The sequence below is a fragment of the Bacillus hominis genome, from assembly GCF_018332515.1.
Taxonomy (GTDB): domain Bacteria; phylum Bacillota; class Bacilli; order Bacillales; family Bacillaceae_G; genus Bacillus_A; species Bacillus_A hominis.
On sequence record NZ_BOQD01000430.1, the window covers coordinates 1 to 2,425 of the forward strand.

Annotated in this window: 2 protein-coding genes; one reads left to right on the forward strand and one right to left on the reverse strand. The window is 33.3% G+C overall.

Going from position 1 to position 2,425, the window contains the following annotated elements:
- Positions 1-66 precede the first annotated feature (66 nt).
- Positions 67-1,098, forward strand: coding sequence for a Delta(5) desaturase DesA (desA, locus tag KI356_RS26065; RefSeq protein ID WP_128280381.1), 1,032 nt, complete (start codon positions 67-69; stop codon positions 1,096-1,098).
- 437 nt (positions 1,099-1,535) lie between these two features.
- On the opposite strand, the gene proC is transcribed toward desA, so the two are convergent.
- Complete coding sequence (gene proC, locus KI356_RS26070) at positions 1,536-2,354, reverse strand: pyrroline-5-carboxylate reductase (protein WP_212936893.1); 819 nt, start codon at positions 2,352-2,354, stop codon at positions 1,536-1,538.
- Positions 2,355-2,425 lie beyond the last annotated feature (71 nt).

A 2,425-nucleotide genomic window follows, 5' to 3' on the forward strand; every position in this document is an offset into this window, starting at 1 on the left:
TAACACCTGATACTAATAGTGTGCTATAATATGAATTAGCAACATACAGGAAAGGAATTAGAAAAAATGACCTTAGAAAATACTAAAAATTTAAAAAAACAAGTTGCTCCTTTTGAAAAATCAACGATAAAAAAAAGTGTTTGGCAACTTATCAACACAATAGTGCCATTTATTATTTTATGGTACCTTGCTTATAAAAGTTTGTCCGTTTCTTATTGGTTAACATTAGTTCCAGCTGTATTAGCCGCTGGATTTATGACACGGATTTTCATTATTTTTCATGATTGTACCCATTATTCTTTTTTTAAAAGTCGACGTGCAAATAGAATAGTTGGGACATGTATGGGTGTTTTAACTTTATTCCCGTTTGATCAATGGGGGCATGAGCATTCCATTCATCACGCTACAAGTGGTAATTTGGATAAGCGAGGTACAGGAGATATTTGGACGCTTACAGTGAATGAATATTTAGCAGCGCCATTTAGACGCCGTTTAGCATATCGTTTATATCGCAATCCATTGGTTATGTTTGGGTTAGGTCCGATTTATGTTTTCTTGCTTAAAAATAGATTTAACCGAAAAGGTGCTAGAAAAAAAGAACGTATGAACACCTATTTGACGAATGTTTTAATCGTTGCTTTAGTAGGATTACTTTGTTGGGCAATCGGATGGCAATCGTTTCTTTTAGTACATGGTTCCATATTCTTAATAGCAGGTTCAATAGGTATTTGGTTGTTTTACGTACAGCACACATTTGAGGATTCTTATTTTGAAGAAGATAAAGAGTGGGAATATGTGAAAGCGGCAGTGGAAGGAAGTTCTTTTTATAAACTTCCAAAAATCCTGCAATTTCTAACTGGTAACATTGGATATCATCATGTTCACCATTTAAGTCCAAGAGTACCTAACTATAAACTAGAAGAGGCACACAATAATACGCTTCCTTTAAAAAATGTACCAACGATTACTCTTGCTACTAGCTTGCGGTCAATCCGTTTCCGTCTTTGGGATGAGAAAAGTAACAATTTTGTTAGCTTTAAAGAACTCAAAAAATTAGTAAAAAACAATGTTTCTATTCAAGTAAAATCTGAACTATAACTTCATCGTATATGAAAGACGCCCCTTAATCATTTTTGATGTAAGGGGCGTCTTTGTTTAAATGGTAAATGCCCGATAAGCAGCAAACTTAAATGATTCAAATTGTATTTGCGGTGGATAGAACATACTCATGCAAAGGAATCAATAAAAGGAGACAGTAAATATATTATGTTAATAGTGTGGAACATCTGATATTACGCTTAGTCTCTGATAATATTTCAATTGACATGAAAATGATGTTATCGTAATACCAAGAGTACTTTAATCTGCAAAAAAATGACAATATGAGTTATTAAATTATTTTAAGATAATAAAGAGATAAGCGGACAAATTCAATTATTCATGAATTTGTCCGTTTATTTTTTAGTAACAGTGGGGAGTATGTAAAGCACTATTTAAATATGGTTAGTTAAAGTGGTCTCCTTTACATATATTTATTACTTTTTAGTTTGAGCAGATAGTTCAGCAGACTTTTGTGTACAACGTTGCATAGCTGAAATGATGGCTGTTCGTAAGCCTTTTTCCTCTAATATTGCTACAGCTTCTATTGTTGTCCCGCCTGGAGAACAAACCATATCTTTCAATGCACCTGGATGCATTCCTGTGTCCAGTACCATTTTTGCAGAGCCTAATACAGCTTGGGCCGCGAATTTATATGCTTGATTTCTTGGCATACCATCTAGTACAGCAGCATCTGCCATCGCTTCTATAATCATATATACGTATGCTGGCGAAGAACCACTTACAGATGTTACAACATCCATTAATTTTTCACTTACTATTTCTGTTTGACCAAAACTATTGAAAATGTTTAGTACATCTTCTAAATCCCTTTCTGTCACCATTTCATTAGGACATAACGCAGACATTCCTTCTCCAACAAGAGCAGGTGTATTAGGCATTACTCTTACAACTCTTAACTTTTTATGAAAAGCATCCTCAGTACTTTTAATGCTTTTTCCTGCGGCAATCGTTACGACGATAACATCGTTTTTGATCACTTCTTTTATTTCGTTAATTATTGATGCGTATAGATCTGGTTTAATTGATAAAATTAAAATATCAGCATTTTTAGCTACTTCATTGTTGTCAGTTGTTGTAGTTAGTCCATATTTTTCACTAGCATGTTTTAAATTAGTAGTGTTTAAATCTGAACAAATGATTTTATTTGAAGACACTATATTTTTGTTTATCATCCCGCCAATCATAGCCATCCCCATATTTCCGCATCCGATGAATCCAATTTGTTTGTCCATAATAACTCAATCTGGCTCCTTTTATAATAAATTATATCGGTCTGATATTGTTATTCTAAAATAATAATGAT

Bases quoted from the DNA above. Each gene is read 5' to 3' on its own strand.
- desA (WP_128280381.1), top strand. From the start codon at position 67: ATGACCTTAGAAAATACTAAAAATTTAAAAAAACAAGTTGCTCCTTTT.
- proC (WP_212936893.1), bottom strand. From the start codon at position 2,354: ATGGACAAACAAATTGGATTCATCGGATGCGGAAATATGGGGATGGCT.